This window comes from Candidatus Thorarchaeota archaeon (genome assembly GCA_013388835.1).
Lineage (GTDB): Archaea > Asgardarchaeota > Thorarchaeia > Thorarchaeales > Thorarchaeaceae > JACAEL01.
Map to the genome: position 1 here is coordinate 1 of JACAEL010000004.1, position 13916 is coordinate 13916.

Here is a 13916-nt window from a genome sequence, read left to right on the forward strand (position 1 = left end):
TACAACTTCCCAATGTTCAAGAACGCCAGCTATGACTCATGGCGCGACCAGCTGCTTCACTCAACTGACTATGATGAGGTCTACGAGGCAGCCATAGAGATGCAGAAGATCTGGGTCTATCAAGTGCCCAGTCTTATCTGCTACGAGAACCAAGTACTGTATGCATATCGGACCGACAAGTATGCTGGCCATGTCAATGATGCCCTTTATGGCACGCCTAACTTCTGGACAAACTACAGGGTTCATCTGAAGCAGTCAGAGGGAGGCCCGACGGGTGGTGATTTCCGCTACGGCATGGATTGGTGCCCAGACCTCAACTTCATGAGGAGCCCCGTTACGATTGCAGACAGGATGCTTGATAATCTCTATGATTCACTACTGAGAAGAGGTCCAGACGGCAAAGACCTGCCATGGTTAGCAACGTCATACACGGCGCAGACACACGCCCAGAACTCATCCATCCCGTCTGGGCATACAAGGTTCGTCTTTCAAGTCGTACGGAACGCGACTTGGAGCAATGGGTGGCCACTGACTGCTGATGACATCGCCTTCAGTCTGAACTTCTACAAGAACGGATTTGGTATCTGGCTTGGGGTTGACCTTGTGGACATGGTATCAGCAACTGCCCCCACACCATATGAGCTTGTGGTGGAGTTTTCCACAGAGTCCTACTGGCATCTGCATACCATAGCGTACAAGTATGTGATCTCAGAACTTGCCTTCGCCTCCATTACTCCGAGTAACTGGTCCAGCTGGAACCCGGACCCGGAAACCATGGTCACCTCAGGGCCATTTCTATTCTCCGACCGCGCCATCGACGAGTTCTGCCGGCTTGCCAAGAACCCCAGATACTTCCTCAGACCGAACGAACCACCCACGGTGAGCAGTCCTCCGGACATGACATATGTAGTCAACACCACTGGACACAGCATAACATGGAATGCAACCGACACTGATCCACTGCTCTGGATGGTCTTCAAGAACGACACCCTCTACGCGATGAACATCTTTTGGGACGGTGGTCCTATCACAATCAAGATAGACAATCTGACCCTGGGATGTTACAACTTCACGCTCTATGTGGCGGACGCATCCATGAACATAGTGACGGACAGTGTCTTTGTCTATGTGGTCGAGGCAGACTACCTGTTGCCAGTGCTCGTGACAGCGGGTGTTGCATCCGCGGTAGTAGTCGTCGCTGTGGTAGTGCTAGGCGCAAGACGGAGAACTCCACTGGGCTAGTCACCACGTCATGGCTACCATGAGGACCTCTCTCCGGATGTCTTCAGTGCTAGAGGCTGCTTAGGCAGCTTCTAGCGAGCAACAGGCGGCCGATACGCGGGTCATTGCAGAGAAACAGCATTGTGAGACGGCATGACACACTGGCGCCGCTCGATGCTGTTGACGCAAGCAATGCCCAAGGGCACGACGGTCTGGGACACCTAGCATGGAACCACCAGCTCGGCATCACCGAGCAACTCCTACATAGCGGAATAGTCTCGCTCACCCCTCAGGGTCTGCACTGTGCTCTAGAATGCATCTTGCACCCCAGTAACAATCTAGGTTGACACGGGTCGGCATGCGTGGGCTGGCAATTGGTGCGTGGCCCTATCGCAATGTTAACTTGGCTTGCACCCAGAGCAGACCTGTCCGAGGTGAGTAGATGGCAGTCTTCCAGCTAGAAGCTCCTTTCAAACCCACAGGTGACCAACCACAGGCGATCACTAGGTTGGTAGAAGGACTGAGGTCAGGGCTCAGTGAGCAGACGCTTCTGGGAGTGACTGGCTCAGGCAAGACTTTCACAATGGCAAACGTCATTGCTCAATACGGACGCCCGACTCTGGTCATATCGCACAACAAGACACTCGCCGCCCAGCTCGTCTCGGAGTATCGGAGGTTCTTCCCCAACAACAGTTGCGAGTACTTCATCTCATACTACGACTACTATCAGCCGGAGGCGTATGTGCCCAGCAAGGACATGTACATCGAGAAGGAGACAGAGATCAACGAGGAGATAGAGCGGCTACGCAACTCAGCCACTAGAGCGCTGATGACTCGTGAGGATGTGATAGTCGTGGCGTCAGTGTCCTGTCTCTTTGGTCTGGGTGACCCCCGCGAATACGACACCATGACATTGATGCTTGAGGTTGGAAAGCAGTATGACCGAAGGCAGGTCCTCAGGCAGCTCATAGCGATGCAGTATGAACGCAACGATGTCGAGATGAAGCCGGGTACATTCAGGGCCCGTGGCGATGTGATTGATGTGCGGCCCGCGTATACGAAGGACATCCTGCGGCTGGAGCTAGATGGGGATGTCCTCTCCAGACTCTACACTATGGAGCCTGTGAGCATGAAGAGAGTCTGGGAGGGGACCTGGGCGACGATATACCCCGGACGACATCATGTTGCAAGACAGGAACACATCGAGCGCGCACTCGGGTCCATTGAGCAGGAGATGAATGAGCGAGTCGAGTGGTTCCAGAAACAGGGAAAGCTCGTGGAGGCCGAGCGACTAAGACGCAGGACCATGTACGACCTCGAGATGCTTCGTGAGACTGGCAGGTGCGATGGCATTGAGAACTACTCACGCCACATTGAGGGGCGCAAGGAAGGGCAGCCACCCTACGTTCTACTGGACTACTTTCCCCAAGACTTCCTCATGATCGTCGACGAGAGCCACATGACAATCCCTCAGATCAATGGGATGTATCACGGCGATCTTGCGCGGAAGAAGAACCTCGTGGACTATGGATTCAGACTGCCCTCTGCGCTCGACAACAGACCACTCACCTTTGACGAGTTCAAGAGGTACATGAAGCACGTCATCTACACAAGTGCGACACCGGGACCGTACGAGAGAAGGCATAGCAAGCAGATAGTCGAGCAGCTCGTGCGACCCACCGGTCTTGTCGACCCGGAGATAACCGTCAGGCCCATCAAGGCCCAGGTAGACGACTTGCTTGTCGAGATACGGAAGACGGCTGAGAGAGGAGAGCGTGTGCTTGTCACGACCCTGACCAAGAAGACCGCAGAGATGCTCTCGGAGTATCTGACGGAATCAGGTGTGAAGGCAAGATACCTCCACTCTGACATTGGCACAGTGGAACGCATCGAGATAATCAGGGAGCTGCGTCTTGGCAAGTTCGATGTCCTGGTGGGCATCAATCTGTTGAGAGAGGGGCTGGACATACCAGAGGTGTCGCTCGTGGCCATAATGGACGCCGACAAGGAGGGCTTCCTCCGTAGCGAGTGGGCACTCATACAGACCATGGGCAGAGCGGCCAGGAATGTCAACGGAAGAGTGATTCTGTACGCAGACCACATCTCTGAGGCGATGAGTTCCGCAATCAGTGAAACGAACAGAAGGCGGGCCTATCAGCTGAGATACAACGAAGAGCATGGGATTGTGCCTCAGAGCGTTCAGAAGGACATCAGAGACATTGCCCAGGGCATCGCATCCAAGGCTGCCAAGACGGTTCAGGCCAAGCTGCCAGATCTTGATGTCATCGAGATGGAGGCGTTGATGGACCTTATAGTCAATCTCGAAGAGGACATGCGCAAGGCAGCCAGAGACCTCGAGTTCGAGAGAGCTGCTGAGTTGAGAGACCAGGTCAAGGAACTGAGAGCGCGGATAGAGGGGCGGTAGAATGGCAGTCCTGAAGGAAGTCCCTGAGGACAGCGAAACGGAAGTGGAGGGCCCGCATGACATCGTGGTCCGTGGGGCCGCTGAACACAATCTACGCCACATCGATGTTGACATCCCGCGAGAGAAGTTCACTGTGGTGACCGGTGTGTCAGGGTCGGGCAAGTCCAGTCTTGTCTTTGACACAATCTTCGCGGAGGGGCAGAGAAGATTTGTCGAGTCGCTCTCACCATACGCTCGCCAGTTCATAGGTCTCCTTGAGAAGCCCAAAGTCGACTTCATTTCGGGCCTGTCACCCTCAATATCCATCGACCAGAAGAGTGCTGGGCGTAACCCCCGGAGTACTGTCGGCACTATCACTGAGATATATGACTTCCTGAGACTTCTCTACGCACGTGTCGGGATTCCGCACTGCCCACGGTGCGGGAAGGTGATTGAGCCTCAGACAGCACAGCAGATGGTCGACCGGGTCCTTGCGCTCGGTATAGGGACCAAGATCTCCATACTGGCTCCGATTGTGAGAGGCCGCAAGGGAGAGTACAGAAAGGAGTTCAGGGAGCTGCGTCAGAAGGGCTACGTCCGTGCTCGCGTTGATGGAGAGGTCAAAGAGCTTGAGGAGGGGATGTCCCTCGACAGGTACTTCGAGCACACCATTGAGGTCATCATAGACAGGCTTGCAGTGGAAGACTCAGAGCGAGCCAGAGTCTCGGAGGCCATCGAGACGGCGTTGAAGATGGCCGATGGTGTAGTCGTAATTGACACGGGCGACCAGAACATCACCCTCTCCAACAGGTTCGCATGCGTGGACTGCGGGATAAGCCTGCCAGAGATGGAACCACGTCTGTTCTCATGGAACACTCCGCACGGTGCTTGCCCGGAGTGCACCGGTCTCGGGGTGACACGCGATGTTGATCCGCGTCTCCTTGTGCCTGACGACTCTCTGAGTCTTGCACAGGGAGCAATTGCACCGTACAACTGGATGGCGAAGTCGGGGCAACTGAAGGCCGTTGCGGACCACTATGGTTTCTCCATGCATGTCCCATGGCGTGAGCTGGCAAAGGAGCACCGGGACAGAGTCCTGTACGGCACAGGCACCGAAGAGATAGAGGTCCACTGGAAGTGGGGTGACGACCCTGACAGGACTCAGTGGGAGGGCACATCCGTTGCGCCCTTCAGAGGCGTTGTCGAGTACATGCGGCGTAACTACCGGCAGACCCAGTCCAGCTACATCAGGACCAAGCTTGAGCAGTACATGCCAGAGACTGTATGTCCGGTCTGCAAGGGGAAGCGACTTCGTCCCGAGGCACAGGCCGTCAAGTTCCGAGACAAGTCGATTGTTGAACTCGACCGCATGTCTGTCAGAGACCTCAGGGAGTTCCTCAAGAGCGTCAAGCTCTCCGACCATGAGGCCCCCATCGCGAGACCTATCCTGAAGGAGATCGAGGGGCGCATCGGATTCCTGTGTGATGTCGGACTGGACTATCTCACACTGGACAGGCCTGCACCATCCCTTGCAGGCGGTGAGGCGCAGAGGATACGATTGGCAAGTCAGATTGGGTCGAACCTTGTGGGAGTGACATATGTCTGCGACGAGCCCTCCATAGGTCTGCATCAGAGGGACAACCTGCGTCTACTCAAGTCACTGCTGAGACTGAGAGACCTCGGTAACACAGTGATTGTCGTGGAGCATGACGAGTCAACGATGGAGGCCGCAGACTACATCGTCGATCTCGGCCCAGGTGCTGGGGCTGAGGGCGGAAGGGTTGTCGTGGCAGGAACACGCGAGGAGGTCATGAAGTCCAAGGAGTCACTTACCGCCAAGTTCCTTCGGGGCGAGGAGGTCATCCCGATCCCAGCACAGCGACGCAAGCCGAATGGTCGCTACATCGAGGTGAAGGGCGCACGGCACCACAATCTGAAGAACATCAGTGTACGCATACCTCTTGGTCTATTCATAGCAGTGACCGGTGTCAGTGGCTCTGGGAAGAGCAGTCTGATTACTGAGACTCTCCAGAGGGAGTTGTCACGACGCTTCTACGGAGCGAGGGACCCACCTGGTGAACATGATGCGATACTGGGCGTCGAGCAACTGGACAAGGTGATCATCATTGACCAGAGCCCTATTGGACGAACCCCACGCTCGAATCCTGCAACCTACGTCAGCCTGTTCTCCAACATCAGGGACCTCTTTGCCAGTCTACCGGAAGCAAAGATACGCGGCTATGGTCCCGGGCGATTCAGCTTCAATGTGAAGGGGGGCAGATGCGAGAAGTGCAAGGGCGCAGGAGTAGAGGTCATTGAGATGCAGTTCTTGCCTCCTGTGGAGGTCACGTGCTCCGAGTGCAAAGGACGACGTTACAACCGTGAGACCCTGAATGTGCGTTTCAAAGGAAAGAACATAGCTGACGTCCTGGCCATGAGAGTGGATGAGGCCTATGAGTTCTTCGCCGACGTGCCAGTCATCAGGCGGAAGCTCCAGACACTTCTGGAAGTGGGGATGGGATATGTGCAGCTCGGACAGCCCGCCACAACGCTGTCAGGAGGCGAGGGACAGAGAATCAAGCTGAGCAAGTATCTCTCTCGCCCGGCCACTGGTCAGACACTGATCCTGCTTGACGAACCAACGACCGGTCTTCACTCTGCGGACATCAAGAAGTTGCTGGAGGTACTGCACAGGCTTGTAGACCTAGGAAACACAGTGATTGTCATCGAACACCAGCTTGATGTTGTCAAGACCGCAGACTGGGTCATCGACCTTGGACCTGAGGGCGGGGACGAGGGAGGGTACCTAGTGGCAGAGGGAACTCCCGAACAGGTCGCAGGGGTCAGGGCATCGTACACGGGGAGGTTCCTGAAGGATATGCTTGGGGTCCACGAGGACCACGGCAATCAGCAGACAGTGTCAGGGGCTGTGACGGACAGGTGACCGGCTTCATTCGTGTCAGGAAAGCGGAAGAGCACAACCTGAAGCGCATCTCCGTAGACATTCCGCGAAACCAACTGGTCGTTGTCACTGGTCCCAGTGGCTCGGGCAAGTCAACGCTTGTATTCGACTGTGTCTTTGCTGAGGGGCAGCGACGATACGTTGAGTCACTCTCCAGTTATGCCCGTCGGTTCTTGGGGCGTCTTGACAAGCCGCGTGTCGAGTCGATTACCGGTCTGCCACCAGCCATATCCATAGAACAGAAGGGAGGGACCAAGAACCCACGGAGCACGGTCTCTACGAGTACTGAGATACACGACTATCTTCGACTCCTCTACGCGAACATTGGGACACCGCACTGCATCAAGTGTAGGAGACCCATGGAACAACTCACTGCAGAGTCTGTGGCAACCCTGCTGCTGAGCGAGAACGGCGGCCAGCGAGTCCACATACTGGCACCGGTGATACGTGAGGAAACCGGAAAGCACGAGGACACAATCGTCCAGCTGGCTCAGAGCGGCTTTGCGAGGCTGAGAGTGGATGGTGAGTACCACGACATTGGAGGTCTGGAACTGGATGGGAGAAAGAAACACAGCATCGAAGTTGTGGTGGACCGAATCGACCTGGCCCAGAAGGACCGTGAACGTCTTGTGGGGTCGATTGAGACCGCTCTTGAGACCGGTGATGGAGTAGCCATCGTTGCGAGGGAGGACGTGCCAGACCTGACTTTCGCAGAGCGGCTCATGTGCCCAAAGTGTGGCGTGCAGTACGACAAGCTCGGTCCGAAGGCCTTCTCGTACAACACACCTGCGGGAGCCTGCCCGACCTGCAACGGTCTCGGCGAGATATTCGACTTTGACCCGGACCTCATCGTTCCGGACAAGAAGTTGAGCTTGCGTCAAGGGGCGTTGCATCCGTGGGCGCGCACGTCAGTCAGCTGGCCCATGCTGCTGCTTGAGGCCCTCGGAGAGGCAGCTGGTTTCTCGATTGACACCCCATGGGAAGAGCTGTCAGACACCGCCAAGGAAGTCATTCTATGGGGACGACCCTCGTACCGCGTCACATTCAAGAACGAATACACAGACTACAAGGGCCGACTGATAAGCAGCCAGACCACTCGTAACTGGGAGGGAATGATTCCCAGACTCCGCCGCCATCTTGGAGAAGAGTACAACCCCGACTACAAGGAGAGGATACTTTCAAGGTACACGCGTGCGGGAGCATGTCCGTCATGCGGAGGCAAGAAGCTCCGTCCTGAGAGTCTGGCAGTCACAGTCGGCGGGAAGAGCATAGATGAAGTCACCTCAATGACCATCAAGGAGGCCTACTCGTTTTTCAGCAGCCTTCAGCTGTCTGAACGTGACGCAAAGATAGCACGGCTCATACTGAAGGAGATTCTTGCACGGCTCAGGTTCATAATGTCCGTCGGACTCGACTATCTCAGCCTAGACCGCAAGTCCATGACCCTCAGCGGCGGTGAGAGCCAGAGAATCCGACTCGCCACACAGATCGGGTCCGCGCTGACTGGCGTTCTGTACTGCTTGGACGAACCCAGTGTGGGGCTTCATCCTCGGGATATCGGTAGACTCCTCAAGACGTTGACTGATCTCCGAAGCCTCGGCAACACGGTACTAGTGGTGGAGCATGACAGGGACACAATCTACGCTGCAGACCATGTGATAGACCTAGGTCCCGCGGCGGGCATCCATGGCGGAAGAGTCGTGGCAGAGGGACCACCGGAGCAAGTCCTAGCAGACCCGAAGTCACTGACCGCACAGTATCTTGCCGGTAGGAAACAGATTCCAGTCCCCAGACAGCGACGCAGGGGAAACGGACAATCAATCTGGCTGCGAGGCTGTCGTGCCAACAACCTAAAGGCGGTGACCGTGGAGATTCCGCTGGGAATGATGGTCTGTGTGACAGGGGTGTCGGGGTCAGGCAAGTCAACACTCGTCAACGAGACCCTCTACAAGGCGCTGGCCCGACAGATCAATGGTGCCTCGGTAGAGCCCGGCGCATACGACTCCATTGAAGGGACTGAGAACATTGACCGACTAATACTCGTCGACCAGTCCCCAATCGGCCGCACCCCGAGGTCGAATCCTGCGACCTACACGAAGGTCTTCGACAGCATCCGAGAGCTCTTTGCAAGGATGCCTGAGGCGAAGGCAAGAGGCTACACTGCAGGACGCTTCAGCTTCAACACGCGAGCTGGCAGGTGCGAGAAGTGTCAGGGGAGTGGTCTTCTTCGTGTGGAGATGCATTTCATGAGCGATGTCTATGTGAAGTGTGACGCGTGCAACGGACAACGCTTCGACCGGGAGACCCTTGAGGTCACCTATAAGGGTCGGAACATCACTGACGTGCTCTCAATGGAGGTCGGTGAAGCGCTTGAGTTCTTTGCGGACATCCCTGACATTGTGGACAAGCTACAGACCTTGAAGGATGTCGGTCTGTCGTATGTTCAGCTCGGACAGCCTGCGACAACCCTGAGTGGCGGCGAGGCCCAACGCATGAAGCTCGCAGCTGAGCTCGCCCGGAAGAACACAGGGAACACGCTCTACATACTCGACGAGCCAACGACAGGTCTCTCAGCCTCTGACGTGCATGTACTTCTGAAGGTGTTGGGAAGACTTGTCGACGCGGGGAATACGGTAATCGTGATTGAACACAATCTTGAGGTGATAAAGACCGCCGACTGGATCATTGACCTTGGTCCGGAGGGCGGTGACGAAGGCGGAGAGGTCATCGCCTGCGGGACTCCTGAAGACATCTGTGCTGTGAAGGCATCTCACACCGGACAGCATCTCAGGGGTGTCTTGTCATTCCCTGCAGACTAGTCGACACTTCATCAGGCTTATCTCGATAGTCGGCAAGTCTGCATCAGTGAGTGAACACACACTACAACGGCGTTGCTGGTGTTACTGAATGGCTGAGCTTCGACGGCTTGTTGACGACCTGCCTCTTCAGCCAGGCGTCTATCTGTGGAAGGACCGGGAGGGAAAGGTCCTCTATGTGGGCAAGGCCAAGGAGCTGAGGAAGCGTGTACAGTCCTACATGCGCAGGAGAGGGCTGGACAGGAAGACATGGGAGCTGATGCAGCGGGCCGAAGACCTTGAGACAATAGTGACCAACACGGAGCGAGAGGCACTCCTTCTTGAGATGACACTGATAAAGAAGCACCAGCCGAAGTACAACATCTCTCTCAAGGACGACAGAAGGCATGCATGGATCCGCATAGACACGACAAGTCCCATACCGACCGTAGAGGTGACAAGAGATGTCAGCAAGGATGGAGCGAGATACTTTGGTCCATATGGCAGCACGAAGAGACTTGACCGATTCCTTGAGACTCTGAGGAAGTTCTTGCCCGTGGCAATCTGCAAGCGCCCCGAGTCAGTGAAACGGGAGTGCATGGACTTTCACATACAGCGGTGTATGGGGCCTTGCAGGGATGATGTTGACAAGCACGAGTACAGGAAGCTGATTGAACAGCTGTGCCTGTTCCTTGAGGGCAACGAGGCCCTTCTGGCAGATGTCATACGCCGGGAGATGGCGGCCGCCTCTGAGAGCCTTCAGTTCGAGAGAGCAGCACTCCTTCGCGACAGGCTGATGGACCTGGAGATAATGATGCGCCGGCAACAGGTCATTGACACTGATGGACACAACCGAGATGTGATTGGCATCTCGAGGACTGAGACCTCCAGTTTGATACAAGTGATGGTGATTCGCGGGGGAATGTTGATTGGAACAGACCACTTCCTGTTTGAAGAGACACTCGAGACAAGTGATGAGGACCTAGTCACAGCCTTTGTCGAGCAGTTCTACTTCGAACTCCCCCAGTTGCCCGACGAGATCTTGCTCCCGACTCCCATTCCTACTCAGACTCAGCTCGCCAGCTGGTTGAGCGAGGGATGCAGCACCCCTGTCACGATTCGTCCCCCGTCCGATACGCGGGAGCAGGAACTGGTACGGATGGCAAACAACAATGCAATGCGGTCCCTGAGAAAAATCCTCATTCTGGGTGAGAGCGAAGACGAGATAGTGGACAACGGTGTGAAGGACCTGAAGGAGGTCCTCGGTCTCAGCCACGTCCCGATGCACATAGAGTGTTTTGACATAGCCAACATACAGGGGACCGATCCAACTGGTTCCTGTGTGGTGTTCCGAAATGGGCAGCCGGACAACAAGAAATACAGAATGTTTCGTGTGCGAGTCAAGGAGACCCCGGACGACTACGCTATGATGCGCGAAGTTGTCTTCCGCCGCTACAAGGGAGTGCTCGAACGTGGAGAACCACTGCCCGACCTTGTCATAGTGGATGGTGGAAAGGGACAGCTCTCAGTCGCTCAATCGGCTCTCAGTGAGCTGGGCTTGGACTATCTGCCTGTGGCAGGGCTTGCAAAGCGTGAAGAGACAATCTTCACTAGCGACTCGCCCGAAGGCATCACACTTGCCAGGGACTCGGACGCGCTCCGTCTTCTCCAGAGGATACGCGATGAGGCTCACAGGTTTGCTCAGAAGTACCATCACAGGTTAAGGGAGAAACACTTCACAGGGTCCCTCCTCGAAGACGCCCCCGGAATCGGCCCGAAGCGGCGCAAGGCTCTGATCGAAGTCTTCGGCACCATTGAAGGGGTCCGACAGGCGACTGTCGCGCAGCTCGCCCAGGTCGAGGGAATGACTGAGAAGGCTGCCACAGAACTGAGGACTTGGCTTGACAGCAGGAAAGGCCAAGTGGACAACAATGAATCAACAGAAACATAAGGATGTACGGACAACTACTGACTCTAGGTCAGCAGGGTGAGGTGGAATGCCCTTTCGTGTATTCGTTGCAGTAAAGACGAGTGCTGCGAAGATGGAGCAGGTGAGGCGGTACCTAAGGGAACAGCGAGTAGTATCACAGGCATGTTCTGTCTATACTGGACCCTACGACATAATCGCAGTAGTTGATGTGGACTCGCTCGACGACTACCGGAGGTTCGCCCTCTATGATCTCCCGAGGATAGATGGCATCGAAGACTACGAGTCCTTTATCGCGATACACGCGTGACAGACGCTGATGACCATCGTCTCCACCTGCATGAATCGAGACATCTCCGTTGTGAGCCTAATAACCTCCACTTGGTGGGTGGCCGCGCAGTGGACCCTTGTGCATGAATCCGACATTCAGCCCGCTCAGTTGTGGACAATTCCTGCTCGGGGTGTACTCTGGACCGTGGACAGACTGGAGGACGAGGTGAAAAACAAAATGTACCCGGCTCTGCCGCCTGACCCAAGCCTTCCGTGGTAATCCCACGTCGGACACCCGCACGTACCTGTCACCCAGACAAGTGCTGCTTTGATCACAGGTTCGCGCGGAGTGCACAGACAGCTGTGGAAGTCGCCTCCCTGACACATCGGAACGCTGGAACCACGACGTCCGTCAGATGCGTAGGGGCATGGGACTGCCATGGCGAGGTTGCATCGACACGAGCTCGGCGAGCCCCATCCGCATACCGGGGCTCACCGGGCCATCCCATAATTGAGTTTTGACTTTCGACAGCATACTCACAGACGACCTTGCAGAGTGATTATGCACACGACTTGCCCCAAATGCAGGCCTATTCCTCTTCCGACTGCACGATGGATGGTCCTCGGGCCGCTCGCAGAGACAGATCCCACATTGCGGGGATTGAAACACAACCCCGATGTTTATATGGCCCATGCCATGCGAGTCTGGAGTGTCGGACACATAGTTCGAGGTGCAGAACATGATTTGGAAGGTAGACAAGAACAAGTGCACTGCATGTGGTACATGCGCTGATGTCTGTCCAGTGGACCCATCGCTTTATGTGATTGAGGAGAAGGCGGTCTTTCAGGTAGACAGGGCCGACGAGTGCACAGAGTGTTTTGCCTGCGTTGACAGCTGCCCAGAGGGCGCCATCTCCGAATAGGTGGAAACAACGCAAGCCCAGCCCACGGGCTCTATTGCCACTGCTGGTGATTGGACTCCGTGGGCATTCTCACTCTGCTGAGTACAGCCAGACGCATGACCAGTCGCTGATTGAGATGCCAGTCGCGAAGTGCGAGAGGGCGGACTGGGTCTCTCGGTGGCTTCGAGTGTATACCTTAGATGCATATGCGTCACTCCTGTTGTTGGAGTGATGCCTCGATATGAGCAGATTGCTTGCCGCTTGTTCGAGAGTGACGTCAGACAGGGAATACGTTCTGATGCCACACGAATCATACTCACGCAGCCCCAAGACCACCCAGCAGGAGCTGTCGGCTCCAGTGGACCAGAGGTTGTACAGGTGACATCGGAAGGAGAAGAAGGAGAGGGAGAGGACCGTTGCCCTGACACCGGGCTGTATACGCATGCGTGTCGTTGTGCGTCGTGTAGACCAATAACCATCCAGCCGCTTGAAATCCTACTGGACAGTCCCACACTCCATGCCCTGATTGAGAAGACGAAAGCCATGCTTGAGATGCTCAGGTATCTGGAGGAGAACCACTTCATCTTGCAGAGTGCGAGTGCGGAGACTGGTTTTGTAATGACCCCCCCAGAGGTTGACCAGTACGTCTGGACTCGCTGCTCCGGGTGCGGATACCCGATAATCACAGAGCGTGGCGGCGAGATCGAGGGGCTCTGCACTGAGTGCACGCCCATTGCAGACTCACTACGTCCGGAGTCCGCAGAGTACTACGGAGACCTATTCGATTACGTGTCTATGATGTGTTCGCTGGGCTCAGATGAGGGACTCGTCGGCGCAGGGTGCAGAGGTGACCTGAGCTTCGTGAAGCACTTCTGCAGAATGCATGACATCGACTTTGAAGCAGTCAAGAGGAGGCTGTATGCTACCGGAGGACACTGCGACTGTGAAGTCTTGCTAAACAGCTCTGATAACATACCCAGATTCAGTCGTCTGCCTAAGCTAGAAGAGAACTGAGACCACCCCGGCGGGTGCGCATGGCAGTGGCCAAGTTCACCCGCCCACTGCTACCTCACACGATACGGTGGACCAAAGACAGAGTCAAAGAAGTCCTTGAGCGACTCGTCATTGATGACCACTCGGATGTGAGCCTTCTCATCAGTACTCGGGTCAAATGATCCGCTGAAGTGCTCGATTCGTGACTTGTCGTCCAGCATCAGAAAGGTCTTCTCTTCGTCGACTTCCCTGTGCATGCCAAACTCCTTCTGAACCCGGTCCAGACACGCGTCGTACTTTGAAGGATCTACCCAATAGAACAGCTTCAGAATCACCAGCCTCCTCGTGATGAAAAAGGGATGACATAGCAATGCATATGTGTGATTGGCTCCAATGCCATTCAGTTGCTTCATTGAGGTGTGAGATGAATTGAACCCACCCA

The 13916-nt window shown here is 55.6% G+C and carries 9 protein-coding genes; 8 read left to right on the top strand and 1 reads right to left on the bottom strand.

Going from position 1 to position 13916, the window contains the following annotated elements; translation table 11 throughout:
* The 8 genes from HXY34_00395 to HXY34_00430 all read left to right on the top strand — a co-directional run.
* Positions 1-1242: hypothetical protein (locus HXY34_00395; protein ID NWF94582.1), on the top strand; the 1242-nt coding region annotated here is incomplete at its 5' end.
* A 421-nt stretch (positions 1243-1663) separates the two neighbouring features.
* The gene (gene uvrB, locus HXY34_00400) at positions 1664-3646 is read left to right on the top strand and encodes an excinuclease ABC subunit UvrB (GenBank protein NWF94583.1); all 1983 of its coding nucleotides are present in this window, start codon (positions 1664-1666) and stop codon (positions 3644-3646) included.
* 1 nt (position 3647) lies between these two features.
* Positions 3648-6569, top strand: coding sequence for an excinuclease ABC subunit UvrA (gene uvrA / locus HXY34_00405; protein NWF94584.1), 2922 nt, complete (start codon positions 3648-3650; stop codon positions 6567-6569).
* Positions 6566-9406, top strand: coding sequence for an excinuclease ABC subunit UvrA (gene uvrA / locus HXY34_00410; GenBank protein ID NWF94585.1), 2841 nt, complete (start codon positions 6566-6568; stop codon positions 9404-9406). Before uvrA (HXY34_00405) ends, uvrA (HXY34_00410) begins: the two co-directional genes overlap by 4 nt.
* A gap of 88 nt (positions 9407-9494) precedes the next feature.
* A complete protein-coding gene (gene uvrC, locus HXY34_00415; GenBank protein NWF94586.1) occupies positions 9495-11333 on the top strand; it encodes an excinuclease ABC subunit UvrC in 1839 nt (612 codons plus the stop codon).
* Between the two features lie 46 nt (positions 11334-11379).
* Positions 11380-11619 carry an Lrp/AsnC family transcriptional regulator gene (locus HXY34_00420; protein ID NWF94587.1) on the top strand — a complete coding sequence of 80 codons (240 nt, stop codon included), beginning with the start codon at positions 11380-11382 and terminating at the stop codon, positions 11617-11619.
* A gap of 700 nt (positions 11620-12319) precedes the next feature.
* On the top strand, positions 12320-12502 hold the full coding sequence (locus HXY34_00425) for a 4Fe-4S binding protein (protein NWF94588.1): 183 nt from the start codon (positions 12320-12322) through the stop codon (positions 12500-12502).
* 240 nt (positions 12503-12742) lie between these two features.
* Positions 12743-13495 (top strand): DUF2695 domain-containing protein, encoded by a 753-nt coding sequence (locus HXY34_00430; protein NWF94589.1) that lies wholly within the window; start codon positions 12743-12745, stop codon positions 13493-13495.
* Positions 13496-13545: 50 nt separating this feature from the next.
* Here HXY34_00430 and HXY34_00435 read toward each other — a convergent pair whose 3' ends face one another.
* Positions 13546-13887 carry a hypothetical protein gene (locus tag HXY34_00435; GenBank protein ID NWF94590.1) on the bottom strand — a complete coding sequence of 114 codons (342 nt, stop codon included), beginning with the start codon at positions 13885-13887 and terminating at the stop codon, positions 13546-13548.
* Between the last annotated feature and the right edge of the window lie 29 nt (positions 13888-13916).

Excerpts from the sequence above, each read along its gene's own strand:
- uvrB (NWF94583.1), top strand. The coding sequence starts at position 1,664 with ATGGCAGTCTTCCAGCTAGAAGCTCCTTTCAAACCCACAGGTGACCAA.
- uvrA (NWF94584.1), top strand. The coding sequence starts at position 3,648 with ATGGCAGTCCTGAAGGAAGTCCCTGAGGACAGCGAAACGGAAGTGGAG.
- uvrC (NWF94586.1), top strand. The coding sequence starts at position 9,495 with ATGGCTGAGCTTCGACGGCTTGTTGACGACCTGCCTCTTCAGCCAGGC.
- HXY34_00420 (NWF94587.1), top strand. The coding sequence starts at position 11,380 with ATGCCCTTTCGTGTATTCGTTGCAGTAAAGACGAGTGCTGCGAAGATG.
- HXY34_00425 (NWF94588.1), top strand. The coding sequence starts at position 12,320 with ATGATTTGGAAGGTAGACAAGAACAAGTGCACTGCATGTGGTACATGC.
- HXY34_00435 (NWF94590.1), bottom strand. The coding sequence starts at position 13,887 with ATGAAGCAACTGAATGGCATTGGAGCCAATCACACATATGCATTGCTA.